Raw genomic sequence first — 22,700 nt, 5'->3', positions numbered from 1 at the left:
AATCTATAATACTCGTATACTACAAGTTCTAGAAAGAATTTGTGGCTACATTTTTATGTGAACCTCATATTATTTGATATGACAAGCATTTACAGTTACCATTAAAACTCGACAATTCAATTAATTATTAAAATCTTTAAGAAAGTAGTGCATGATAATGCAACCACGTTACATTGCAAGGATATACTTTATAATTTTATTTATTATTTCTCTTGCTGAAACAAGAGTTTTTAATTTCATGACATTAAATTTATTTTTAGCCTATGTGCCCTTTGAACTTTGCTTACTTTTAAAATTATTTAAACCAAAGAAAGCATTCGAATGGCCACTATTTATTGTCTTTGGATTGATATTTTTACTTTTAGTACCTAATACGTTTTATATGATTACAGATTTAATACATTTGAACCAATTTCAATTTAATTTTCTTGTAGGGTTGAATCTCACTGAATGGGTATACTTTACTTACCTCATGTTAGGCGTTTTCTTAGCGATATATGTTATGATTTTAATCTTTATGGAAATAGGACATTTAACTTCTCACTTATGGTTAAATCGTACACTTATCATTGTACTTATGTTCTTAAATGGATTAGGCATATATATCGGCCGATTTTTAAGACTTCATACGGTTTATTTAATTGATGAACCTTTAAAGATTTTTACCCAAGTACTCTCTGTGTTTAATATTAAAACGTTCATGTTTGTACTTTTAATGGTAATCATGCAAAGTACGATTGTTCTATTTGTAAAAGGGGTGAGACTACAAAAATGATATTCAGTATTATATTATTAATCGTCATTCTCATCATTTTACAGCTCATTATTGGTCATTTCTGGCACGACGTTGGATTTAATTATAGTAAAAGTATTCAACTCATGTTTTTACCATTAGGTATAGGACTATTTATCATGCAGATTGCTTACTATGAAAGACATTATCCAAATTGGGATGTTCCTTTCAAAGTTAAGCTTAGACTCAAATATATGTATATTATTACTTTCTTTGAATATGTAGCAGTTTATATTTGTCTTTTTAGATTAAGCTAACACAAAGGCACGTGTAAAAAACTCAGAAATTACATAAAATCACTCCATAAAGTTCATTTATGGAGTGATTTTTCAATTGTTTACACTTTTTTATTCCATTGCTTTAAATTCCGACATTACATGATCTCGGCTCTCACTGTGATTTACCATTTGTTTTGGGTAATCTTTTCCTAACTCAATACCTTGTTCTTTAATTTGGCGCTCATGTTTATAGGTATCGTGTAAATATTTAGCATCAACATCATTAAGTGTCGGTATAAATTTTTTAATATATAATGCCTTTTTATCAAAACGTTCGCTTTGTCGCACTGGATTAAACATTCTAAAATATGGCACAGCATCTGTTCCTGTTGAAGCAGACCATTGCCAACCATGCACATTTGAAGCAGCATCATAATCGATTAGCTTTTGTCTAAAATACTCTTCGCCCCACGTCCAATCAATAAATAAATCTTTTGTAAGAAATTGTGACACAACCATTCTCATTCGGTTATGCATATATCCTGTAGTGTTAAGTTCTCCCATTGCAGCATCAATAATCGGAAATCCTGTCATACCTTTTCTCCATAAATCAAAATTATCTTCATTATAAGACCAATTCAAATTTTGATATTTTTCTTTAAATGCAATATGTGCTGTCTTAGGATATTGAGTCATCAAGACATAATAAAACTCTCTAAAAATTAATTCACGAATAAATGCTTCATAATTTTGTTCATCTTTATCATAACCATCTAGTAAGTCATTAAATATCTGAATAATATCGAGCACTCCATATGCTAAATATATACTTAATTGACTCGTAAGGACTTCAGGCAAGTATTCACGATTTGAATCGTAATCTTCTATGTCTTTATCTAGAAAATCAGACCATTTGTACTGGGCAGTTTCCTCACTTATACCACTTTGACTATAGTCCCCTTTTAATTTTTGTTTTGATTTAACCCCTACTTTAGCTAAATCTTTAATATCATAATTATAAACTGTTCTTTTCATTAAATAAGGGCGCCATTTTTTATAAAAACTCGTAAATACTTTATAAGGTTCACCTTTATTATTTCGTGTTTTACTTGGTTTAAAATAATGATTTGCTCTTATTGTTGTTACCGATATATCTTCTTTTTTAAAATTTTCTCTCTGATGTAAAATGTCATACTCTTCCTTGTGATAACTCATTATATCGCCAGCAATAACCACTTCATTGATTCCTTTTTCTTTAAAGAAATCAACCAATTCATCATAATCCATTAGAAATGGTTGAATATCGTTTTCATAGAGCGCATGAACAAATTTTTGTAATGTTCCATAATAATAATTACGCTTCATTTTTGCTTCATTACCAAAATCTTCTTTAGGAATAATGTAATAGCATTGATCTATATCTTCTATATTTTGATAGACATATTCAAATAAAGGATTGTTATCCGTTCTAAAGACTCTATTTAAGATGACTCCTAATGCCATGATTGTTACCACCTAACATAATTTTTTATTAATTTACCCTGAAAAGAGGACTTGAACACAACGAGAATTTCATTAAAATAGACTGAGACAATCATTTGCCTCAGCCTATAAAATGTTACTTATTTTTTATAATTTATCTTTTAAACTAAGCCCAACCATTTCCAGTAGGTTAAGCTAAACACTATTACTAGAATGTAACCAATAATCGTTAAAGGTACCCCCGTTTTCAAGAAATCTTTGACTGTAAATGTTCCGGTACCGTATGCAAGCATATTTTGCGGAGCACTTACAGGTAACAAGAAACCAAAACTAATTACAAATTGTTGAATTAACACAAAGCCAATTGCATGATCGCCTAAATGAAGTGTTGATGTTAATGAAATGAATACTGGTATTAAAGCAGATGATAGACTTGTCGCACTGGCAAACCCTAAGTGAATTAATATGTTAAATAATGTGATTAAAGCAATTGTTGCAATAATTGGTAATCCTTTAAGCCCCATTAACCCAAATGTTTGGTCACTTAACCATTGTGCCGCACCAGTTTTTAATAAAACATTACCAAGAGAAATTCCTACACCAAAGACTATAATGGTACCCCAAGGAATTTTCTTTTCAACACCTTTCCAAGTAATAACCCCGATTTTAGGCATTAACATAATCCCTAATGCAATTAACGTAATTGATGCTGAATCAATCGGATGTAATAACTTTTCAGTAGACCAAAAGAAGAGTAATAAAATTGAAATAGCGATTAAACGCCACTCTCTAGCACTCACAGGACCTAGTTCATTTAATTCTTTCTTGATTAATTCCTTTCCACCTTCTATTGAATCTCTTTCTGGAGGCATTACTTTAATCATAATGAAATATAACGCTACAGACATTAAAATAGACCATGGTGCTGCATATAAAAACCACTCTCCCCAAGAAACATCATGCCCTAAATTTTGATTGATAAAATTAATAGCTACAATGTTCTGAGCAGCGGCAGTTTTTATACCAATATTCCATATGGATACTGCTTGTACTGCAGTAATAACTAGTAGAGAAGCAAGCTTACTCTCCTTGCTCATTTTAAAAGCTGCAATCATTCCTAATAAAATAGGTACTACAGCGCCAGCACGAGCGGTAGCTGAAGGTACGAAGAAAGCTAAAACAATAGATACTACTATCGCACCGATAACAATATTCCGGGTTTTATTTCCAACTATTGAAAGAACTATTAATGCTAAACGTTTATGTAAATTGGTTTCTTGCATAGCTGAGGCAAGGAATAATGCAGCAGCTACCAGTGCAACTGCAGATGTTGAAAATCCACTAAAAGCATGAGTAAGCGCGTTGTTTGTACCTAATAATTCGCTTCCTTTTAAAATAGCATCTCCACTTTTAGGATTCCCCAACTTTTCAGATAAGTTCTGAACAGGGCTAAATCCCAGTAATAAAATAATTAAACCTAATATGAGTGTGGCAGATACTGGATACGAAACCGCTTCTGTCACCCACATAATCACAGCAAATGCTAATATTGCTAACGCTGCTTTCGCCATAATAGGTAAACCAGAAGGCGTTGGTAATAGTAAGATTCCAATCAGTAAAGCAAAACTTATAATAATCCATATAGGTTTATAACCCTTGTTACTTTGAGTGTTTTGATTCTGATTTTGTGAATGTGTTTGTGGTTTCGCTTTAGTCATCCCTATCAACTCCTTGAACTATGATTTCACTTAGATTATATCAAGAAAGCGCTTTAATAAGTTACTGTTGTGATAAAATACACATAATCATCAAAATATTTGTAAATTGTAATAAATAACTAGCACAAATTTTAAAATCAAAATGATAAATAAGCCTCTTTTGCAAGATTAGAAACCATGCAAAAGCGGCTTATTTCAACTTCCTATTTATTTTTTAATGCATTTTTCACATTTTCGACTGACTCAGCTGAATATTTTAATTGTTCTAGTTCTTTGTCATTTAAATTGACTTCAACAATTTTTTCTATACCCTTCTTGCTAAGAATAGTTGGAACACCTAAACAAATATCTGAGAATCCATATTCACCCTCTAAATATGCAATGCTTGGCAACAAGCGTTTTTGATCCTTTAAAATAGCTTCTATCATTTCATATATAGCCGTAGCTGGTGCATAATATGCTGAACCTTTACCTAATAATTCTACAATTTCAGCTCCGCCTTTTCTTGTTCGCTTTACAATACGATCTAAAACATCTTCCGCAATTAAATCTTTGACTGGTACGCCATTAACTTGAGTTGATTCCACAAGTGGCACCATTGTATCTCCATGTCCTCCAAGCACAAGACCATTAATATCCTTTACTGAAACATTTAATTCGTCAGCAATAAAACTTTGATAGCGAGCTGTATCAAGAACACCAGATTGTCCAATTACACGTTCTTTTGGAAAACCTGAGGCTTTTAATGCAGTATAAGTCATAGCATCTACTGGGTTGGTTAATACAATAATCGTAGCATTAGGTGCGTACTTCGCTATATTAAGAGATGTTTGATAAACTATTTCTTCATTTGTTTGGACTAAATCATCTCTTGTCATTCCAGGTTTTCGTGGTATTCCTGCAGTCATCACGACGATATCTGAATCTTGAATATCTTCAATTTCAACAGAACCTTGAACGTTTGTATCAAATCCAAAAATAGGTCCACTTTCTAAAATATCCAATGCTTTTCCTTTAACAAATCCCTCTGATTGCGGACGATCAATCATTACAATATCTGCTAATTCCTTTTGAGCCAATACAAAAGCTAAAGTTGATCCAGTGTTTCCTGCTCCAATGATTGAAACTTTTCTTCTAATATTCATGAACAATAGCCTCCTAATTTATATTTATCTATCTAAAAAATAAAAAGCTTTGTTATTTCAATTAAAGTATAACATTGAAATAACAAAACTTCTCAAATATCATTATTCATTTTTACTAAATAAACTTTTGATTAAACAACAATTAATGTCTTAAACCAAACACATATAATAATGTGAAGAAAGCTGCACCACTTAGAACAGTTAATACTAAAGTTAAAATTAACGTGCGTTTGAAATGTCTGATGAAAGCAATAAATAGTAGTCCTAAATTATATGCAAAGAATAATCCAAATAGAGCCATAGATACTTTAATATCTGGATAAAAAATATTAAATAACAACACAACTATAGCAAATCCTAAATAAGGAAATGTGATTAAGTTTTTCTCAAATTTAATTTGTTGTTCACGTTTATCTTCATTATTCATAACCATACTCTCCTTAATTATGAAAATTGTATCATATCGAGCTTATTTTTTAGCCTATTAACGTCTAATTGCTCTCCAATAATTACAATGGTTAGAGGCAAATCTTTATCAATAACTCCATAATCTGGCATACCATATGCATACTGGAATTCATAAGTTTCATTTGGTGTATCACGGAATTGAACGTATCCTTTCAAACGTAAAACGTTATCAGGTAAGCGTAAAATAAATTGATAAAAAAGTTGCCGATCAATTGGTCCACTAAACGTATATTGCATACTATTTATACCATGATGATGTGAATGTGTGTGTGTCGTTACGAGATCGTCACGAAATTGTGATATTTCATCGATGTTTACCTTTCCATAACTTGTTAAAATAATTGGAACCTGTGCATTGATTAGATTTAATTCATCTTTTAATTGTTGCTGTTTGTCTTCGCTAATCAAATCTGTTTTGTTCACAATTAATATATGACTCACTTCAAGCTGTTCTTCCATTAATCTCATCGTTGACTCCGAATACTGCATTCTATTTATAAAGCGCTCTGCATCAACGACACCAATGACTTGTGGTTGGCGTACATACTTTACAATTCGTGGGTCTTGGCAGGCCATTATAATTTCAATAGGATGTGCGATACCTGTAGCTTCAATAATGATATGATCCGTTTCATTACCTTGTACAAGTGATTCAATTTGATTCACTAAATCTATTTTTAAATCACAACAAACACAGCCATTCAATATTGAACGTACATCTACGATATTACTTAAATGATTACCATCAACGTCTAATGAGCCAAATTCATTCATAATAACTTTAACTTTCTCATCAGTTTTTAATATTTCACTAATATAATGTGTCAGTAAAGTAGTTTTACCACTACCTAAAAATCCGCTAATGATAGAAATTGTTATTTTTTCATCTTTATTATTTCTCATATTATATTCCCTTTTCTATTACAAGCATTTTTGAAAATGATAACATATATATTTAATTATCTTTTTACTTGATTTAATGTAAGATATCTTCTAAACTTTAAGCATACTTTAATTTTAGCATGGCATTGAATCAAAGTGTTGTATAAATTATATTTTGTACAACATAGACGGATTCCAATCCGAAAAAGAGAAAAAACGGATAGAATGTCTGGAGGAGAACTTTAATGTCTGATCAACATAATTTAAAAGAGCAGCTATGCTTTAGTTTGTACAATGCTCAAAGACAAGTTAATCGCTACTACTCTAACAAAGTCTTTAAAAAGTACAACCTAACTTACCCACAATTTCTTGTATTAACGATTTTATGGGACGAGTCACCTGTTAATGTCAAAAAAGTCGTTACAGAATTAGCACTAGATACAGGGACTGTATCACCATTACTTAAACGAATGGAACAAGTTGATTTAATTAAACGCGAACGTTCTGAAGTGGATCAACGTGAAGTATTTATTCACTTAACAGATAAGAGCGAAACAATTAGACCTGAATTAAGCACAGCATCGGAGAAAGTTGCAACAGCTTCATCTTTATCTAAAGAAGAAGTCAAAGAACTTAATCGCTTATTAGGTAAAGTCATCGATGCATTTACTGAAACGAAAGAATAATAGAAAGTTTCTGTCATGAAATTAAAGTTAAACTAAGGAATTAATATACATTTTAATGAAACAACAGACAAAGTCGTATCGATTACCGATACGACTTTATTTGCTATTAATGTACATTTTTAGAACTATGGTTGATCTCAATCATCTGAGATAAATAGCCATTACCTTCTAATAGACTTTCATAAGAACCACTTTCTTTAATTTCTCCATCAATCATAACTATAATTTTATCAAAACGTGGAAGCACATCTAAATCATGTGTGGCAATAACTAACGTTTTTGAAGATGCTTCAATTAAATTCATCGTTTTAGTAGTATTTTCTAAATCTAATGCAGTCGTTGGTTCATCTAAAATCCATATATCAGCTGAATCTCTGAGTAAAAGTCTAGCTAAGCTCAACCTTTGTTTTTCGCCACCAGATAAATTTTCTCCATCTAATGTTACATTTCTTTCTAGATCCAGGTACCCAAGTCCTACAGATTGAAGAGCTTGTTTTAATATAGCATCCTCTTTTTCTGAAAATAAATTATCTCGTACCGTCCCATCAAATATATGTTGAGACTGTAACATACCATTCATCTTATAATACTTGTCTTCCTCATTAATATCAGTAACTATTTGGTGTTTTAATTTTACAGTACCTTGATCAACATGATATAGACCTAACATGACTTGTAGTAAAGTACTTTTCCCGGAACCTGACGGACCAATGATAGCTACTTTCTCACCTTCTTGAATAGTTAAATCAATATTGTTGAGCACTGGTGTTTGTTGGTTCCAATAACCAAAGGTGACATCATTTATTTCATCAAGCGCTTGATCAGTATCAGCTTTATAATATGCAACATTACTCATTGGTACTGCCTGTTCAAATAAAGTTAATATCATTAGAACAATACTAGTTAAATAAACGACATCCAAATGTCCAGATTGAATCTGTTGCACGCCAATAACTAAACTAAGAAATATTGAAATCATCGCTATAATATTTAACATATAATCATATAAAGATAGAAAACGACGTTCTTTTGATTGCATAGTGTCATATTGTTTCAAACGTTGTAAGACATCTGTTTTAAATTCATCTCTTTGGCGAAAGCGTCTTAATTCATCATCACCTTCTTTATAATCATAAAAACGCTGTAGAAAGTGACTTTGATGTAGAGCTACCTGTCTTTTGAGTGTTCGTGCTTTTTTAGCACTTAGCCATGGAACTATACAAAGAGTGAGGATCATACTTAACGTAATAAGAAATGAATGCATCGGTGAAATGAAAATAAATGTAATTACAGACACGATTGCAGTTAAACCTATCACTATTGGGGGATAATAAACTCTTAAATAAATATTTTGTAACGCCTCTACTCGGCTTACCATACGAGAAATTAAGTCGCTAGAATTAAATTTCCGATAGATATCAGGTACTGCTGGAATTAATTTTTTAAGAAACTGTACTCTTACATCTCTTAGCATAGTAAAAGTCGTTCTATGTGATAACAATCTCTCAATATATCGTGTAATCGCTCTTAGGAAGCCAAACATTTTTACAGAAACCACTAGAACCATTAATGCATATAAGGGTGCGCCTAATGCACTTTGTGTCACCATATAACCACTTAAAAAGAACATTGCTAACGCCACAAGTCCACCTACTACCCCAACCAAAATAGCTAGAAGTAAATCTTTATCTTTTCGAAAATGAATTTGTGATTTCATGCTTATTCATCCACCTCACTTTGCGATACTGATATCGTCGTGTCATCTTTTATAAGATGCCCATCTTCTAGATAAATACGACGTTGAGCTTTGTTAATTGTAGAATCACGATGAGCAATAATGATCATCGTAGTATCTTTAAAATGATTTTGAATTACATTTTGGATTGTACGTTCTGTTTCAATGTCTAGACCAATAGCCGGCTCATCAAATATAACTAAATCTGGATTCATCACTAATAACCGACACAACTCTATTCGTCTCATTTGGCCACCAGATAGCATTTCGCCACCTTCTCCAATTGGTGTATAAATAGTATCTTTCAGAGATAACACTTTATCTTTTAGACCGACTTCTTCTAAAACTTGAATAATAGTTTTATCAGAAATTTCATTATTAAACATCGCTATATTATTCTTAATGGAATCTGTAAAAATATAAGGATTTTGGCTCAGAAATCCGATACGTGTATCTTCATTATTAAATGATACACTGCCTTCTGTTGGCGTTTTAATTTGACTTAGAATATGAGCTAACGTAGTTTTACCTGCACCACTTGGACCAACAATTGCAATTTTATCACCTGAATGTATCACCATATTAATATGAGTAAGAGCGTTCTGATTACTATTTGAGTACTGATATGACACGTCTTCTACTTTGACCTGTGATTTTTGATAAGCCTCTATATTTGGATGTGGGTGTGGTGGTTTATTTTCAGAGTCTAAGAACTCGAAAACAACATCACTCGAACCTTCACTTTGTTTACCAGTATGGAACGCTTGTCCTAAATCTTTAATAGCATTATAAAATTCAGGAGCTAGAATGATTGCAATAGCCGCTGTAATGAAGTTAATTTTATTGAATACGACTAGACTTAACGCCGCTTCAAGCGCCACAAGACCAATACCTAACATACTAATAAATTCAAGCATTAATCCTGATAAGAATGCACTTTTTAAAATTTTCATAGTTAAATCTCTAAATTTAGTACTATCTTCATAAAGGCGCGCTTCAGTATTCTTAGTTTGATTTAATAATTTAAGCGTAATTAAACCTTTGGCAGTGTTTAAAAACCTTTGACTAAATTGATTTAAATATGTCATTTGGTCCTTTGACTCATCTCTTGTTTTCAAACCAAAAATGATATAAAACATAGGAATAAATGGAGCTGTAACCATCATAATTATTGCAGTTGATAAGTGTACATAACACATAGCGACTATAATCGCGACTGGAATCATCATTGATTTAAATACTTGTGGCAAATAACTTTGAAAGAATGGTGCAATACCATCAATACTTTCTGTTAAAATATTCATTTGTTCTCCAATTGCTCGTGTACTATTTTTATTTATCACTTGTTGTCTTAAATCATATTTCACTTTAGTAGCCATATGATCACCGATACGTTGATTCAACATATTGAAAGTTGCACGTGCTAGAAGAATAACTAAAATCAGTATAAAAAGTCCTATAAGTGAATGCTTATGATGGTACAACATATGATTTAGTAATTTGGCAATAGAAACATTTTGAATAACTACCGATATAGATAAAAAAACGCTCATGATTAACATGAGTGCGGGATATATTTTATATTTGAATACTAAATTTGTTAGTTTTTTCACAATAATCTCACCTACTTTCATTATAAAAGGTTTGTTAGAAATTTAAATTAATACGCTCATTCTTTTTTTGAGTATTTTGTTTCAATTATTAAAATAATTATTATGTCATACTTTGGTCCAGTGTTGATGATTAGGTTAACACCATATTAATTTAATATGCTATGATAATATGGTAATTTTGAAAAATGAAAGAATAAATAAATGTTTTACGAAAGTGGGTAAATTATGTTTTTACTTGAATTGATAAAAGGCATCATTTTAGGTATCGTCGAAGGACTTACTGAGTTCGCCCCTGTATCTTCTACAGGACATATGATACTAGTTGATGATATGTGGTTAAAGTCCACTAAATTTTTAGGTGAACAATCTGCGTTTACCTTCAAAGTTGTTATACAACTTGGGTCTGTCTTTGCAGCGGCATGGGTATTTCGTGATCGTTTCTTAGAAATATTACATATAGGTCATCATAAACCCGAAAATGAAGGCAGTGTTCAACGACGTTCCCAACCTAAGCGTTTGAACTTATTGCATGTATTAGTAGGTATGATTCCAGCGGGTATTTTAGGGTTCTTATTTGATGATTTAATTGAAAAATATTTATTCAGTGTTCCTACTGTAATGATTGGCTTATTCATTGGTGCAATCTACATGATTTTAGCTGATAAATATTCTGAGAAGGTTCAACACCCTCAAACAGTAGATCAAATTAATTATTTCCAAGCATTTGTCATTGGTATCTCGCAAGCTATAGCAATGTGGCCAGGTTTCAGTAGATCTGGTTCTACGATTTCAACTGGTGTATTTATGAAATTAAATCATAAAGCAGCATCAGATTTTACATTTATAATGTCAGTACCAATTATGCTTGCAGCAAGTGGTTTATCTTTACTAAAACACTATGAGTATATTCACTTAGCTCATGTACCTTTCTATTTACTAGGATTCTTAGCAGCATTTATAGTTGGTTTAATTGCTATTAAGACATTCTTACATTTAATAAATAAAGTTAAATTAATTCCATTTGCGATTTACCGAATCGTATTAGTTGTAATTATTGCAATCCTTTACTTTGGTTTTGGCATTGGCAAAGGAATTTGAAGCAACATTTGGATTTTTAATCCTTAGTGTTGCTTATGCAATGGACTCTGTTCATTGTAATCCTCTATTCACTTGGATTTTTAATCCTTAGTGTTGCTAACTTTAGATAGTACTCATTTAATAATTTTCAATAAACACTAGTAGGTTTATATTAAACTCGCTAGTGTTTTTTAGTTTTCCAAAATTAAATTATCGGTTTCCATTGATAACAATCGTTTAGTATGATGTATCATAGGGTATGGAAAAGAATAGTAAAATTAATGGAGGCAACGAGTATGGACAAAAAGAGACTCATTAAGACTTTAATCAATGTATTACCTATTGTTATTGTACCGTTAGTCGTTGAACGTAAACGTATTAAAGAACATCCTGATGTACGTAAAGCTACTGATGCTACAACTAAAGCTACATCAAAAGCTACTTCAACTATTTCAAACAAGGCTTCAGATGTTAAAGAATATGTGGGCGATAAAAAACAAGAATTTGATAACAAACGTGAATTGAAGAAAATCGCCAAAGAAAACGACCCTGCTTACATCGAGAAAAAAGGCGAAAAGCTAGCTAAACAAAATCGTAAAGAAGCAGAAAAAATGAATAAAAAACTTCAGAAAAATATTGAGAAACGTCATAAAGAAGAAGAAAAGCAACGTGAAGAAAATAAAAAGCAACGTATTAAAGATATGAAAAAATCTCAAAAGTACGAAGAAAAAGTAGGTCTTACTCCAGGCAAGTTGGACGATAAAACTGAGAAAAAAGGCGAAAAACTTGAAAAAGATAATCGTAAAGATGTAAAAAAATTAGATAAAAAGCTTCAAAAAAATATTGAAAAACGTCACAAACAAGAAGAAAAACAACAAGAAGCAGAGAAAAAGGCTAGAAAAAAAGAATTTAAAAAATATGATGATTACGTGGCTGGCAGCGTTGTAAAACAAAATAAAGAATCTGATAACACTCAAGGTTAGTTGTTAATGGTCAAAGTAATCACAGATGGAGATGCTTGTCCTGTTGTTAATTCAGTGATTGAATTAACTAAAGGGACAGGCATTTTTGTTAACGTTTTAAGAAGTTTTAGTCACTTTTCTCATCAAATTCAGCCTGAACATGTAAAAACTGTGTATGTTGACGATGGGACAGATGCTGTTGATTATAAAATTGTACAATTAGCTAGAAAGGAAGATATTGTCATTACTCAAGATTATGGCCTAGCTAGTTTACTTATAGACAAAGTACATATTGTAATGCATCATAAAGGAAGTATATATCGTGCTGATAATATTCAAACTCTGTTAGACCAACGTTATCTTAATGCACAAATTAGAAAGCAAGGTGGCCGACATAAAGGTCCTCCGCCTTTTACTAAGAATGACAGATTAAAATTTGAACAAACATTTACGAATGTTATTAAACAACTTTAGGAGGTCTCACATGATTAAAAGAATTGCAGTTTATTGTGGAGCAAGCAAAGGTAAAGATCCTTCATATGTAAAAGAAGCTTATGAGTTAGGAAAGTATATGGCAGAACAAGGCTACGAACTTGTATTTGGAGCTGGATCAGTAGGAATAATGGGTGCTATTCAAGATGGTGTCCTAGATCACGGCGGTAAAGCTATTGGTGTTATGCCTAGGATGTTAGATGAGCGAGAAATCACGAGTCAAAAAGTAAGTGAACTTATTTTAGTGGATTCAATGCATGAAAGAAAGAATAAAATGACAGAATTAGCAGATGCCTTTGTTATGGCTCCTGGAGGTGCTGGTTCTCTTGAAGAATTTTTCGAAATGTATAGCTGGGCGCAAATTGGTATTCATCAAAAACCTATAGGTGTCTTTAATTTAAATGGCTTCTTTGAGCCTTTACAAGCACTCATTGACCATATGATAAAAGAAGGCTTTATTGATAAAAAATATCAAAAATTAGCACCATTATTTGATACTAAAGAAGCGCTGTTAGAAGGTCTCAATAATTACAAACCACTTGGCGTACGTACATACGATTAAATAAATAACGCGTCTATAGGTTATTCTATAGACGCGTTTTGATATTAAAAAGGTTTCATCTTATTATGTTTGTATCGCAGTATGCGATTGGCTTTGAAGCACATTTAGAAATGGTACTTCAAAACCTAATCGCACTTGCGGGAGCAAGACAACGAAATCAATATTTACTGATTTCTGTCTCGCTCCCAATTGCACTAAGAACTACTAACCTTCACTTTGTGAAGGAAGTATCTTCAAGGTTTACAATTGCTCTTGCAATTGCACTAAGAACTACTAACCTTCACTTTGTGAAGGAAGTAGTTCTATGTAATATCTAACATGGCGTTTGAGGGGATGGTATTTGCTTAGGTTTGGAAATTCGAAGTTATCTAAGAAGGTCATTCCTATTTTCTCCATTACCTTTCTTGAAGGTAGATTTGTTTCAGATGTAAAACTATATAATTCAGTAATGCCTTTTTCTTTTGCGTATGACAATACAGCCTGTGCACCTTCAGTAGCTAATCCGTTACCCCAAACTTCAGGAATTAATCGCCAACCAATTTCATAAAAAGGTAGTTCTTTAAAAGGATATTTGCTGTCTTCGGGGATGTAGTTTACTCCTATAAACCCTAACCATTCACCTGTTTCCTTTAATTCAACCGCAAAAAGGCCGATTCCATTATCTTTGATAATTTCATCCATTTTTTTCATATCAAGTTCTGAACGACGGTAACTTAATAAACTTGGAAAATACCTACGGACTTGCTGATTTGCATTCATTTTCTGAAATGGTAATAAATCCTTTTCTTCCCAATCACGCAACTTCAAACGTTCAGTTTCAATGTAAGTTCCCATGTTAAACACTCCATTTTACCCATAAAGCTTAATTCAATATTATTCTAATACAAAATTAACGCGTTATGAAGTTGTCCCCACATTCATATCGCGCTAATCATTTCTGTCATTATGTTTAATTTTTATGCTTTAGAAATATAACTAATTAATTTTACGTGAACAGGAATTTCTTTTAAACGATCACGTTGTTCTTTAGGTGCAGTAAATGTTGCATCAATAAAATCATTTTGATGGTTTAAACGATATGTTGCAACGAATGTGTCTGTATCAGATTCAAAGTTTGGTAAATGTGCAATCACACGTTTAATTTCACTAGTTGAATCAATAATAGTACGTCCAGTAATATTTTCTAATTCTCTGCCCAATTCAGGTAACGTAATATTTTGTTCTTCTAAAATATTAAAATCTTGTTCGTGCATCGTTAATCTCTCCTCTTATAGATGTGTAGTATCAATCATCTTTCATAAATTTAATTCAAAATAGTATTAAATACTCACTTTGTAAATTGATTTTGTGTAATTTATCAATTATATTACCCTATTCAAAACTGCATCAAACGTTTATTGATCTGAGTTTTGTGTATTGGAAGTAGTTTTAGAATCGTTATTCTTACTTGTAGAGTCACTTTTTTGTGTCTCTTTGTTAGGCGTTTGTCCTTGGTTAGATTGCTTCGATTTTGTAGAATTTGTTGATTGTTCTGAATTAGTCGTTGAAGAATCTTCTGAATTTTTATCTTCACTTGAATTAGATGAATCTTTTTCAGATGAGTTACTAGACGAATCTTCAGCCGGCAATTCGTTGATATCTTTTTGAAGATTATCTTGCTGATCTTTAAGTTTGTTTTTTTGGTTTTCTAAATCTTTTTTCTGTTTCTTTAAATCTTTATTTTCTTTCTCTAATTGGTCAATGCTTTTTTCTAAAGAAGCTTTCTCGTTACTTTTACCACATGCTGTTAACATTAAAGTTGATGCTAAGAGTAAAGTGAACCATTTTTTCATGATAGACTCCTTTGTTTAAACTTATAAATACAATTTATTTTAACATGCTTTTTTAATTTATTCATTTTTTCCCTTTAATTTTTTAGACATTTTTAGATGCGACGTTTGATAGCCTAAATTTTCATTTAATTTTACCATGTCGTTGTTTTCTTTATTAACTGTACTTTCAATACTTATAGCATCCATTGAATTCGCCCACTGCTCAATATCTCGTTTTAACTTTGAAGCAATTCCTTGTCTTCTAAAGTCTGGTTTTACATATAGTACTTCAATTTGTACTATTTTGAGCTGCGGTTCATAATGCGCCCAAATAAATCCTTTAAGACTACCCGCATGTTCATTTATTAAAATAATATCATTCGCATATTTTAGTCTTGAAATAATCATTTCATATCTTAATGCCATTGATGTTGAAGTCACTTGATAATTAAATTCATTTTCTGAGATTAAATGTTCATGTATTCTAGCTATTTCGTTAATCCAACTCTCATCTTCCAATGTCATTTTCTTCATATAAAGAACTCCTCAATTGTTAATGATATTAATAACACTTATATGATATTATTAGTCATAATAACACGTCATATATTTTATTTATAAATAAGAATTGTCTATGAGGTTTTACTTTTAGAAAATGAAGGAGCACTTAAATTATCATGAAATCTACAGCACAATTAACTAAGGAGAATAATGTTAAATCTTTACGACTTAACAACACCGATCGTGAAATATTTGAGAATTACATGACGTATATTCGCGCTGACTTAAGCGTGAATCCTCATGATTCAGAACTTATGTTAAATCGCATTTTGAAACATTTGATTCGTGCTGAAGATAAAGGCATGCTAGCGATGGAGTTCTTTGATCATGATCCTAAAGCACATGCTAAAAAAGAAATTAAAGCGCTACCCAATGAAACCATTAAGAACATTTTTAAGTATATATATCATAATTTTATATTTTTAATAGGCATGTTTTGCTTCTTAAAGGGATTTATTGGCTTTTTTATTGGAGGAGATAGTAACTACTTGTATCTATATACTTTCCCAATAACTGTAATCGTAGGTCTCTTTATAATATTCTTATTTATATGGATGAGTTTTAGGACAATTCAATTACAATGCTTTAATAATTCACATTGGGTTTGGTGGTTAACATATGGCGTTATAGCTTTGCTATTAATTACCCTGTTTTATGTATTTTTTATTCCTCAGTCATTTTTAGCATTTGGGCCTTATATTAATGTAAGTAATTGGACGTTTATTATTATTGCAATTTTAATTACGCCTATTGCGTTTTATGTTGACCATCATTTTTATAATAGAGACGCTAACACACGCATGTAAAAAGACTTAGTTTCAGTCTTCCCACGGGAGAATTTTACTGAAAGTAAGTCTTTTATTTTCAACAAAGCATTAATTAATTAAGAACACATCTACAAAGAACCAGATTACCATAATGACCATAATGATTGCTTGAGCTACTGTACTAGCTAGAAAAGCTACAACAGAGCCTAAACTCACCTTTAAAGCTTTCTTAAAATCAAAACCATTTAATAATTCCACAACAAATACTGCAATTAAAGGAACTAATATTATGCCAAATGGTGGAAATACGAAACACCCAACGATAACACCTACAAGCGCAGTATACTCGCCCACTTTACTTCCACCAAATCGATTAACAAAGTATTTATTCATCATGAAATCAGCCACGAGAATAAATAAAGTAAATAAAATCATAGCTACGTAAAATATCCATGATAAACGGCCATCGTTAAAACCTATTTGATAAATTAAAAAACCTATCCACATGACTAGCATTGATGGAATAATCGGCTTAATTAAGCCTACAAATGCTAAGACAAACATGAGGATAATAATTATCCATAAAACTGCTGTCATCTAAATCTACTCCATATCTTCTTCAGTTATTTTTTGATCTTTTGTAAAGAAAATAAGTATCATACCAATTAGAATTGACGTCGCTGATACAAAAAAGACATTTTCCAAACCAACCCAATGGCTCATAACGCCACCTAATAAATTTCCACATAATTGACCTATAACCATTGCATTCGCAAATAACGTAGAGGCATAACCCGGGAAATCAGGTAAAATATTTTGAAAGTAACTAATTCCTAATCCTAATAGTATAGCTAAGAAAATTGCTAAGAAAACTTGACCAGCTAACATCATGTAAAAGTTTTTAAATACACCAATGCTAAAATAAAATGCGCCGCCAAAGAGCGAACCAAAAAGTAGTAAAGTTCGTGTTGGAAATTTGGCTGATATAATACCTAATATAACCATGAAAGGCACTTCAAGACCAGCACATAAACTCGCTAAATATCCTACATAACTATCACGTTCTCTTAGATAATTTGTGACGAATAATGGCATATTCATCGTGTACATCCATTGTCCAATATGTAAAAGAATAAACGCGATAAACGGAATAAATAATGCTTTATCTTTAAACATATTTGGAGCGGATTTCTCAACATGATGTTGCGATGAGACTTGGTATTCAACTGGTAAATTCTGATAGAAAAAGACTTGTAGAATTAAGGTGAACAATAGAATAGCTACCGTTCCACCAAATAACCCAGAATATCCATTTAATTCGATTAATTGTGACCCTATAAAAGGACCAAATAAAAATCCTAATGAAAACATGGAACGTAACACGGTATTTGCAAACTTCGCACGATCTCGCGAACTTGAGATATTAATTGACTCTCTTGCAGAAGCATATAATTGCGGCATTGCTGGAGCAAATAAACCTTGGAAAATTGCATATAGAACTATAAATAACCAGATTTGATGAACATAAAAATAAATAGAAAAGCTTACGGCACCCATGAATAGTGCACTAATAATAAGGACTTTCCTATTAACATTATGTGTATCAGAAAACCTAGCAATAATTGAATTCACTACGAATTGACTAACTGCAGCTAATGCTAATAATAAACCATATTGAGTTGTTGTCATTCCTAAATCTTTTGTAGCGAATAAGACGAGGTATGGTACAGTCACTGCTATACCCATGCCGAGTAGCATCATATTCACAACAAACAGTTTATAGTTTTTAATATGAAACAGTGCTGTAAACAATTTTCAAACCTCTATTCTTTTATTAAATTGTACTTTTTTTAAAATAGACTAAATGGCAATACCTTTTAAAAATTTATCGAATAAAATTCAACATTAGATTTACAAATGAATCTACTTGAGGCAGTTGCAACATACTTCCATCATAACTCATATAAGTTGAGCGTATGAGAGGTTCTTCATCAATACTAACCTTCTCAAATTCAAACATATTTTTATCGATATGCTTCATCATAATTTCAGGTAAAATCGTTACCCCCACACCACTTAAAAGCATTTCCTTACAAGTTGCAACTTGGTCCACCGTTATCGTTGCATGATAATCTTGACCTAAATTATCATTGTACCATTGCTTAATTTGATTAATATAAATAGGATCTGCTTGAAATTCAATAAATGGTAACTTTGTAACATCCTCACGTCGATCTTTGGGATAAATAAAGTAGTGGTCATCATTAAATAGGTGTGTATTAGATAGATTCATGACTTTATTCCCTCTGGTAATCATGACGTGATAATCTCGATGATTTGCTTTAATCTGTTCAGTAGATCCTACTTGAACTTGGATTTCTACGTTAGGAAACTGTGTATTGTATAAACTCAATACTTCGGGTAATAACGTTTGGCCGATTAAAGACGAACATCCTATTGAAATCGTACCATTCACCTCTCCGATATGTGCCTGCATTTTATCGAAGAATAAACGTTCACGTTTCAACATATCACGCGCATGGTCAATAATCATAGCGCCTTCAGTTGTAGTGATCAATTGTTTTTTTGTACGAATAAATATTTCTACTCCAAACGAACCCTCAATCGCTTTTAAACGTTGAGTTACAGCTGGTTGTGAAATATATAATATCTCTGCCGCTTTACGTAACGTTTTTGTTTCATCTAGAGTGATGAGTAAACGATAATCATCAATTTTCATAGCGTCCCCCTAAATATTTCTATCCTTAAATCTTTGCTATGATGATTTAGCTTTAGTTGATTAACCTTCAACCACATATCCTTTTAATGTCATTACTTTGCTTTACGTCGGTGATGTTTATGCTTATTTTTGGGTTTAAAAGGACGTTTATGCTTATTTCTTAGAGATTTATGATAAATTTTATTGTAACAATGCATGACCTTGTCTTGAACCTCTGAAAAGTTCTCTTCTATTTCAATCATTAATTGATGAGCAATAATATAAGCCTCATGATATTGTTTCTTAGAAATTTGCTTATTTTGCAAGGCATACATCAAATCATCTTCGTCTACAAGTTCATATTCCCCAGTAGGTAACACCAGCACATCTAAACATAAATCTAACGTACGTGCATTTCCCTTTTGAGTGATATTTTTAATATTAATATCAAAATAATATTCTAGCGGATTACCTTTATCATCAAACATGACTGTAATACTATATCGCTTTTTTTCTGGTAGTATTTGCAACCATCTATAATTGTCATCTGCAACTATTATGTTTTGTCCAACTACCGTCACCTCTAAAGGCTCACGAACCTTTTTCATCGTGACCAAGCCGATAATACCTTTAAATCTATTATTATTAACTTTAACCTCTGTATACTCTCTCTCTACCAGGCGACGCCAGTGACGTTTGTCTATATATTTTACTTTCACAGTCACCAACTCCTTATTTTTATTATATAAAACTGGTTAGTTAATGTCATCTTAATGTTTTTAGATTAATGACTTTTACACTGTTATTTTCAAAATTATATTAAAACTATTTTACTATAAATTGATGTAATTTACTTAAAATTGATAATGTTACTATGTTTTAATATTAACTCTAGATATTTCCAGAATTTTCTAATTAATGAGTGGTAAGTCTTAAATGTTATTTTGCCTCAACAAAAGAAAGAAATAAATTAATTGAAGAAAAGTAATGAAAGAACTTGAATATATTGTAGATGTTGCGAAAAAACTCTTTGACTCAGCCAATTAACAAACTTATTTTGACACTAAAAGTTTAATTTATATTAAAAAAACCTTTAAACGGACTAAGTTTAAATCCATTTAAAGGCTTCATTTATTACAATACAGCGTATTTTCTTATAATATTTTCTAAGTCGGGATAATGCTTTAACAATTGGTCTTGTTTCAACAATTCGAAATGTTCAAATTCGAAGGCAGGTTGACACATGCATCCGACAAGGCTATAACCCTCATTATCATCTATAGAAGATGCAAATATTGTACCTTTAGGAACACAATATTGTAATACATCTCCAGCGGATATATTTTGACCTAATTTCACACTACGATACTTACCTTGTGGTGTAATCATGTGAATAGTTAATGTTTCTCCGGCATGATGATACCATACTTCATCTGCGTCAATTCGGTGAAAATGAGAAATATTGTCATGTGTTAAGAGGAAATATATACTACTATAAGGTGCTCTATTAAGCGTATCTTCACGTAGTGTTTCTCTATAATAACCGCCTTCAGGATGAGCTATTAATTTAAGTTCTTGAATCCACTCTTTTGAAGTTTTCATTATTTTAAATCTACATTGTGGAATACGTTTTGAACATCTTCTAAATCTTCAAGTGCGTCCACTAACTTCTCAAATGTGGCTTGATCTTCTTCAGATAACTCAATATCTGTTTGAGGCAACATTTCAAATTCTGCTACTTTAAAATCCTCAACCCCAGATTCACGTAAAGCATCTTGAACTTGAGCAAATTGATCAGGTTCTGCATAAACAATTGTTAATCCATCTTCATCAATGACATCTCTCACATCAACATCTTGTTCCATTAATGTTTCTAAGATTTCATCTGCAGATTTACCTTCTACACCGAAAGTCGCTGTATGATCAAACATGTAAGCTACTGAACCAGAAACACCCATATTTCCGCCATTTTTACCGAAGGCTGCACGCACATCTGAAGCTGTACGATTCACATTATTTGTTAAGGCATCAACAATTAACATTGAACCACTTGGTCCAAAGCCTTCATATCTTAAATGATCGTAATTTTCCTCACCAGCACCTTTAGCTTTATCAATAGCTCTATCAATAATGTGATTAGGTACTGAATATGTTTTAGCACGTTCCAATACTAATCTTAGTACTTGGTTAGATTCTGGATTAGGTTCTCCAGATTTTGCTGCTACATATATTTCTTTGCCGAATTTGGCATAAATTCTACTCGTATTTTTATCTTTTTGGGCCTTTTTCTCTTTAATGTTGTTCCATTTACGTCCCATAATGTCATCTCACTTTCGTACTCTATGTTCTTCATTATATATTTAGCAGTAATTTTTGTAAAATCTCTTAAACAGATGTAAACTACTGCTATATCAATATTTTTAAAGTGATATTTAACTGAATTTATTCTGTTTTCTACAATTATTATTAAAAAACAAAGATGCTTTTTTAGTTCCTCTCATCTTTGTGCTAAAAATTTTGTGATTTATATCAGTCTCTATCTAGCATAATACTTATGTATGTATACATGGAATAAACATAAAAAGTGTCGATTTATAATATTTATAAATCGACACCCTCAATTAGATATTTAAAAAGTTTTCAACGTCATCAAATAAAGCATTAAATATTTCCAAGTTTTCTTCACTCATATATAGAAAAATTTTTCTTTCATCTCTAGTTGATCTTACTTTGCTTAATTTCTCTTTATCTATTAATCTTCGAATTGATACTAGTAACTTTGTTCTACTTAATTCTAATTCACTTATGCAATCATTTTTAAAAATGATTGCATAAGTATTTGTTCATCCGAACAATACTTTCTAGCTAAGTCTAGTACAGCAAGATCATTTAATGTCAACTTATATTCTTTATCTATATATTCAGATAATGCTTTATATTGTTTGTAAAATCCTAGTAGTTTTTCTAGCTTCTGTTCATTCAAGACGCGCACCTCCAAATATATCTAGA

At 31.5% G+C, this 22,700-nt stretch carries 26 protein-coding genes and 1 pseudogene; 9 read left to right on the top strand and 18 right to left on the bottom strand.

From position 1 onward, the window contains the following. Nucleotides 1-157 precede the first annotated feature (157 nt). Both HMPREF2642_RS06460 and HMPREF2642_RS06455 read left to right on the top strand, forming a co-directional pair. On the top strand, nucleotides 158-775 hold the full coding sequence (locus HMPREF2642_RS06460) for a DUF1361 domain-containing protein (protein ID WP_002433397.1): 618 nt from the start codon (nucleotides 158-160) through the stop codon (nucleotides 773-775). Next, nucleotides 772-1,050 carry a hypothetical protein gene (locus HMPREF2642_RS06455; protein WP_002433221.1) on the top strand — a complete coding sequence of 93 codons (279 nt, stop codon included), beginning with the start codon at nucleotides 772-774 and terminating at the stop codon, nucleotides 1,048-1,050. The genes HMPREF2642_RS06460 and HMPREF2642_RS06455 overlap by 4 nt, the downstream gene beginning before the upstream one ends. A 90-nt stretch (nucleotides 1,051-1,140) precedes the next feature. Here the strand turns inward: HMPREF2642_RS06455 and HMPREF2642_RS06450 are convergent, their stop codons facing one another. The 5 genes from HMPREF2642_RS06450 to HMPREF2642_RS06430 form a co-directional block, all read right to left on the bottom strand. Continuing rightward, on the bottom strand, nucleotides 1,141-2,514 hold the full coding sequence (locus HMPREF2642_RS06450; protein WP_030059118.1) for a cryptochrome/photolyase family protein: 1,374 nt from the start codon (nucleotides 2,512-2,514) through the stop codon (nucleotides 1,141-1,143). Nucleotides 2,515-2,654: 140 nt separating this feature from the next. Next, nucleotides 2,655-4,211 (bottom strand): SLC13 family permease, encoded by a 1,557-nt coding sequence (locus HMPREF2642_RS06445; RefSeq protein WP_030059120.1) that lies wholly within the window; start codon nucleotides 4,209-4,211, stop codon nucleotides 2,655-2,657. Between the two features lie 203 nt (nucleotides 4,212-4,414). After that, complete coding sequence (gene mdh / locus HMPREF2642_RS06440; RefSeq protein ID WP_070597735.1) at nucleotides 4,415-5,356, bottom strand: malate dehydrogenase; 942 nt, start codon at nucleotides 5,354-5,356, stop codon at nucleotides 4,415-4,417. 142 nt (nucleotides 5,357-5,498) lie between these two features. Beyond that, a complete protein-coding gene (locus HMPREF2642_RS06435) occupies nucleotides 5,499-5,783 on the bottom strand; it encodes a hypothetical protein (protein WP_002433193.1) in 285 nt (94 codons plus the stop codon). A gap of 17 nt (nucleotides 5,784-5,800) precedes the next feature. After that, a complete protein-coding gene (locus tag HMPREF2642_RS06430; protein WP_030059123.1) occupies nucleotides 5,801-6,727 on the bottom strand; it encodes a CobW family GTP-binding protein in 927 nt (308 codons plus the stop codon). Nucleotides 6,728-6,951: 224 nt separating this feature from the next. Here HMPREF2642_RS06430 and mgrA point away from each other — a divergent pair, with 224 nt between their 5' ends. Next, on the top strand, nucleotides 6,952-7,392 hold the full coding sequence (mgrA, locus tag HMPREF2642_RS06425; RefSeq protein ID WP_002433445.1) for a global transcriptional regulator MgrA: 441 nt from the start codon (nucleotides 6,952-6,954) through the stop codon (nucleotides 7,390-7,392). Between the two features lie 106 nt (nucleotides 7,393-7,498). Here mgrA and HMPREF2642_RS06420 read toward each other — a convergent pair whose 3' ends face one another. Then, nucleotides 7,499-9,109, bottom strand: coding sequence for an amino acid ABC transporter ATP-binding/permease protein (locus HMPREF2642_RS06420; RefSeq protein WP_070597734.1), 1,611 nt, complete (start codon nucleotides 9,107-9,109; stop codon nucleotides 7,499-7,501). 2 nt (nucleotides 9,110-9,111) lie between these two features. Further along, the gene (locus tag HMPREF2642_RS06415) at nucleotides 9,112-10,740 is read right to left on the bottom strand and encodes an ABC transporter ATP-binding protein/permease (protein WP_002433172.1); all 1,629 of its coding nucleotides are present in this window, start codon (nucleotides 10,738-10,740) and stop codon (nucleotides 9,112-9,114) included. A gap of 225 nt (nucleotides 10,741-10,965) precedes the next feature. Here HMPREF2642_RS06415 and HMPREF2642_RS06410 point away from each other — a divergent pair, with 225 nt between their 5' ends. From HMPREF2642_RS06410 to HMPREF2642_RS11605, 5 genes are all read left to right on the top strand, one after another. Continuing rightward, complete coding sequence (locus HMPREF2642_RS06410) at nucleotides 10,966-11,838, top strand: undecaprenyl-diphosphate phosphatase (protein WP_002433118.1); 873 nt, start codon at nucleotides 10,966-10,968, stop codon at nucleotides 11,836-11,838. A gap of 275 nt (nucleotides 11,839-12,113) precedes the next feature. After that, nucleotides 12,114-12,800, top strand: a complete 687-nt coding sequence (locus tag HMPREF2642_RS06405; protein WP_030059127.1) for a hypothetical protein — start codon at nucleotides 12,114-12,116, stop codon at nucleotides 12,798-12,800. A gap of 6 nt (nucleotides 12,801-12,806) precedes the next feature. Further along, nucleotides 12,807-13,253 (top strand): YaiI/YqxD family protein, encoded by a 447-nt coding sequence (locus tag HMPREF2642_RS06400; RefSeq protein WP_070597733.1) that lies wholly within the window; start codon nucleotides 12,807-12,809, stop codon nucleotides 13,251-13,253. A 13-nt stretch (nucleotides 13,254-13,266) separates the two neighbouring features. After that, nucleotides 13,267-13,833: an LOG family protein gene (locus HMPREF2642_RS06395; RefSeq protein ID WP_030059132.1), complete on the top strand. Its 567-nt coding sequence runs from the start codon at nucleotides 13,267-13,269 to the stop codon at nucleotides 13,831-13,833. A gap of 65 nt (nucleotides 13,834-13,898) precedes the next feature. Further along, the gene (locus HMPREF2642_RS11605) at nucleotides 13,899-14,150 is read left to right on the top strand and encodes a hypothetical protein (protein WP_064212333.1); all 252 of its coding nucleotides are present in this window, start codon (nucleotides 13,899-13,901) and stop codon (nucleotides 14,148-14,150) included. On the opposite strand, the gene HMPREF2642_RS06390 is transcribed toward HMPREF2642_RS11605, so the two are convergent. The 4 genes from HMPREF2642_RS06390 to HMPREF2642_RS06375 form a co-directional block, all read right to left on the bottom strand. Then, nucleotides 14,107-14,667 (bottom strand): GNAT family N-acetyltransferase, encoded by a 561-nt coding sequence (locus HMPREF2642_RS06390; RefSeq protein ID WP_002432980.1) that lies wholly within the window; start codon nucleotides 14,665-14,667, stop codon nucleotides 14,107-14,109. The genes HMPREF2642_RS11605 and HMPREF2642_RS06390 overlap by 44 nt on opposite strands. A 122-nt stretch (nucleotides 14,668-14,789) precedes the next feature. After that, nucleotides 14,790-15,086 (bottom strand): hypothetical protein, encoded by a 297-nt coding sequence (locus HMPREF2642_RS06385; protein WP_030059136.1) that lies wholly within the window; start codon nucleotides 15,084-15,086, stop codon nucleotides 14,790-14,792. A gap of 141 nt (nucleotides 15,087-15,227) precedes the next feature. Beyond that, the gene (locus tag HMPREF2642_RS06380; RefSeq protein ID WP_030059138.1) at nucleotides 15,228-15,665 is read right to left on the bottom strand and encodes an SA0632 family lipoprotein; all 438 of its coding nucleotides are present in this window, start codon (nucleotides 15,663-15,665) and stop codon (nucleotides 15,228-15,230) included. A gap of 57 nt (nucleotides 15,666-15,722) precedes the next feature. After that, nucleotides 15,723-16,178: a GNAT family N-acetyltransferase gene (locus HMPREF2642_RS06375; RefSeq protein ID WP_030059140.1), complete on the bottom strand. Its 456-nt coding sequence runs from the start codon at nucleotides 16,176-16,178 to the stop codon at nucleotides 15,723-15,725. 143 nt (nucleotides 16,179-16,321) lie between these two features. On the opposite strand from HMPREF2642_RS06375, the gene HMPREF2642_RS06370 reads away from it, so the two are divergent. Next, nucleotides 16,322-17,011: a DUF1129 family protein gene (locus tag HMPREF2642_RS06370; RefSeq protein WP_023350700.1), complete on the top strand. Its 690-nt coding sequence runs from the start codon at nucleotides 16,322-16,324 to the stop codon at nucleotides 17,009-17,011. 69 nt (nucleotides 17,012-17,080) lie between these two features. Here the strand turns inward: HMPREF2642_RS06370 and HMPREF2642_RS06365 are convergent, their stop codons facing one another. The 7 genes and pseudogenes from HMPREF2642_RS06365 to HMPREF2642_RS06335 all read right to left on the bottom strand — a co-directional run bounded on the left by HMPREF2642_RS06365 (nucleotide 17,081) and on the right by HMPREF2642_RS06335 (nucleotide 22,674). Further along, nucleotides 17,081-17,569: a DUF456 domain-containing protein gene (locus HMPREF2642_RS06365; protein WP_030059142.1), complete on the bottom strand. Its 489-nt coding sequence runs from the start codon at nucleotides 17,567-17,569 to the stop codon at nucleotides 17,081-17,083. Nucleotides 17,570-17,575: 6 nt separating this feature from the next. Further along, the gene (locus tag HMPREF2642_RS06360; RefSeq protein ID WP_176744846.1) at nucleotides 17,576-18,733 is read right to left on the bottom strand and encodes a sugar efflux transporter; all 1,158 of its coding nucleotides are present in this window, start codon (nucleotides 18,731-18,733) and stop codon (nucleotides 17,576-17,578) included. A 124-nt stretch (nucleotides 18,734-18,857) separates the two neighbouring features. Continuing rightward, entirely contained in the window at nucleotides 18,858-19,712 is an 855-nt protein-coding gene (locus tag HMPREF2642_RS06355) for a LysR family transcriptional regulator (RefSeq protein ID WP_002433389.1), read from the bottom strand. Between the two features lie 92 nt (nucleotides 19,713-19,804). Continuing rightward, nucleotides 19,805-20,410, bottom strand: a complete 606-nt coding sequence (locus HMPREF2642_RS06350; protein WP_002433428.1) for a ribonuclease FAU-1 family protein — start codon at nucleotides 20,408-20,410, stop codon at nucleotides 19,805-19,807. Nucleotides 20,411-20,825: 415 nt separating this feature from the next. Continuing rightward, complete coding sequence (locus HMPREF2642_RS06345; RefSeq protein ID WP_030059146.1) at nucleotides 20,826-21,293, bottom strand: cupin domain-containing protein; 468 nt, start codon at nucleotides 21,291-21,293, stop codon at nucleotides 20,826-20,828. Beyond that, nucleotides 21,293-22,009 carry a YebC/PmpR family DNA-binding transcriptional regulator gene (locus HMPREF2642_RS06340; protein WP_070597731.1) on the bottom strand — a complete coding sequence of 239 codons (717 nt, stop codon included), beginning with the start codon at nucleotides 22,007-22,009 and terminating at the stop codon, nucleotides 21,293-21,295. The genes HMPREF2642_RS06345 and HMPREF2642_RS06340 overlap by 1 nt, the downstream gene beginning before the upstream one ends. Before the next feature lie 303 nt (nucleotides 22,010-22,312). After that, nucleotides 22,313-22,674 (bottom strand): annotated as a pseudogene (locus tag HMPREF2642_RS06335) (MarR family transcriptional regulator). Between the last annotated feature and the right edge of the window lie 26 nt (nucleotides 22,675-22,700).

Origin of the sequence: Staphylococcus sp. HMSC055A09, from assembly GCF_001809655.1 — a bacterium.
GTDB lineage: Bacteria > Bacillota > Bacilli > Staphylococcales > Staphylococcaceae > Staphylococcus > Staphylococcus capitis.
The sequence above is the reverse complement of the archived record's forward strand: the minus strand, read 5'-3'. Positions and strand labels throughout refer to the sequence as shown.

Excerpts from the sequence above, each read along its gene's own strand:
- mdh (WP_070597735.1), bottom strand. The coding sequence starts at position 5,356 with ATGAATATTAGAAGAAAAGTTTCAATCATTGGAGCAGGAAACACTGGA.
- HMPREF2642_RS06345 (WP_030059146.1), bottom strand. The coding sequence starts at position 21,293 with ATGAAAACTTCAAAAGAGTGGATTCAAGAACTTAAATTAATAGCTCAT.
- HMPREF2642_RS06365 (WP_030059142.1), bottom strand. The coding sequence starts at position 17,569 with ATGACAGCAGTTTTATGGATAATTATTATCCTCATGTTTGTCTTAGCA.
- HMPREF2642_RS06380 (WP_030059138.1), bottom strand. The coding sequence starts at position 15,665 with ATGAAAAAATGGTTCACTTTACTCTTAGCATCAACTTTAATGTTAACA.
- HMPREF2642_RS06450 (WP_030059118.1), bottom strand. The coding sequence starts at position 2,514 with ATGGCATTAGGAGTCATCTTAAATAGAGTCTTTAGAACGGATAACAAT.
- HMPREF2642_RS11605 (WP_064212333.1), top strand. The coding sequence starts at position 13,899 with ATGTTTGTATCGCAGTATGCGATTGGCTTTGAAGCACATTTAGAAATG.
- HMPREF2642_RS06390 (WP_002432980.1), bottom strand. The coding sequence starts at position 14,667 with ATGGGAACTTACATTGAAACTGAACGTTTGAAGTTGCGTGATTGGGAA.
- HMPREF2642_RS06385 (WP_030059136.1), bottom strand. The coding sequence starts at position 15,086 with ATGCACGAACAAGATTTTAATATTTTAGAAGAACAAAATATTACGTTA.
- HMPREF2642_RS06405 (WP_030059127.1), top strand. The coding sequence starts at position 12,114 with ATGGACAAAAAGAGACTCATTAAGACTTTAATCAATGTATTACCTATT.
- HMPREF2642_RS06410 (WP_002433118.1), top strand. The coding sequence starts at position 10,966 with ATGTTTTTACTTGAATTGATAAAAGGCATCATTTTAGGTATCGTCGAA.
- HMPREF2642_RS06355 (WP_002433389.1), bottom strand. The coding sequence starts at position 19,712 with ATGAAAATTGATGATTATCGTTTACTCATCACTCTAGATGAAACAAAA.
- HMPREF2642_RS06360 (WP_176744846.1), bottom strand. The coding sequence starts at position 18,733 with ATGATGCTACTCGGCATGGGTATAGCAGTGACTGTACCATACCTCGTC.
- HMPREF2642_RS06435 (WP_002433193.1), bottom strand. The coding sequence starts at position 5,783 with ATGAATAATGAAGATAAACGTGAACAACAAATTAAATTTGAGAAAAAC.
- mgrA (WP_002433445.1), top strand. The coding sequence starts at position 6,952 with ATGTCTGATCAACATAATTTAAAAGAGCAGCTATGCTTTAGTTTGTAC.
- HMPREF2642_RS06375 (WP_030059140.1), bottom strand. The coding sequence starts at position 16,178 with ATGAAGAAAATGACATTGGAAGATGAGAGTTGGATTAACGAAATAGCT.
- HMPREF2642_RS06400 (WP_070597733.1), top strand. The coding sequence starts at position 12,807 with ATGGTCAAAGTAATCACAGATGGAGATGCTTGTCCTGTTGTTAATTCA.
- HMPREF2642_RS06430 (WP_030059123.1), bottom strand. The coding sequence starts at position 6,727 with ATGAGAAATAATAAAGATGAAAAAATAACAATTTCTATCATTAGCGGA.
- HMPREF2642_RS06370 (WP_023350700.1), top strand. The coding sequence starts at position 16,322 with ATGAAATCTACAGCACAATTAACTAAGGAGAATAATGTTAAATCTTTA.
- HMPREF2642_RS06455 (WP_002433221.1), top strand. The coding sequence starts at position 772 with ATGATATTCAGTATTATATTATTAATCGTCATTCTCATCATTTTACAG.
- HMPREF2642_RS06460 (WP_002433397.1), top strand. The coding sequence starts at position 158 with ATGCAACCACGTTACATTGCAAGGATATACTTTATAATTTTATTTATT.
- HMPREF2642_RS06420 (WP_070597734.1), bottom strand. The coding sequence starts at position 9,109 with ATGAAATCACAAATTCATTTTCGAAAAGATAAAGATTTACTTCTAGCT.
- HMPREF2642_RS06445 (WP_030059120.1), bottom strand. The coding sequence starts at position 4,211 with ATGACTAAAGCGAAACCACAAACACATTCACAAAATCAGAATCAAAAC.
- HMPREF2642_RS06340 (WP_070597731.1), bottom strand. The coding sequence starts at position 22,009 with ATGGGACGTAAATGGAACAACATTAAAGAGAAAAAGGCCCAAAAAGAT.